We start from the raw sequence: 250 nt of genomic DNA on the forward strand, positions 1-250 counted from the left end.
GGCCTGGAACGAACATAGCCGATCTGCAAATCATGACACCGTTCGTATTCGCGATGCCAGGCTTTCAGGGAATTCTTTGTCGGGTAACCCAGCTGTCTGATGGTCGCCCCGATGCGCTTTCCCAACTGCGTATTTCGGATGAACGTGACCGGCCGTTTCGGGATCGTGACCGGGGATTTCGGCAACGTGACCGGTCATTTCGGGAACGTGACCGAGCGGACCGGACGGCAGGATTGGCGTTGCGCATGAC

At 58.0% G+C, this 250-nt stretch carries 1 protein-coding gene; it reads right to left on the reverse strand.

Annotated features, from left to right (window positions below; translation table 11 throughout):
* Window positions 1–185: hypothetical protein (locus ACLFKU_RS44935; RefSeq protein ID WP_410853537.1), on the reverse strand; the 185-nt coding region annotated here is incomplete at its 3' end.
* Between the last annotated feature and the right edge of the window lie 65 nt (window positions 186–250).

Source organism: Paraburkholderia sp. EG304, assembly GCF_046543485.1.
GTDB lineage: Bacteria > Pseudomonadota > Gammaproteobacteria > Burkholderiales > Burkholderiaceae > Paraburkholderia > Paraburkholderia youngii.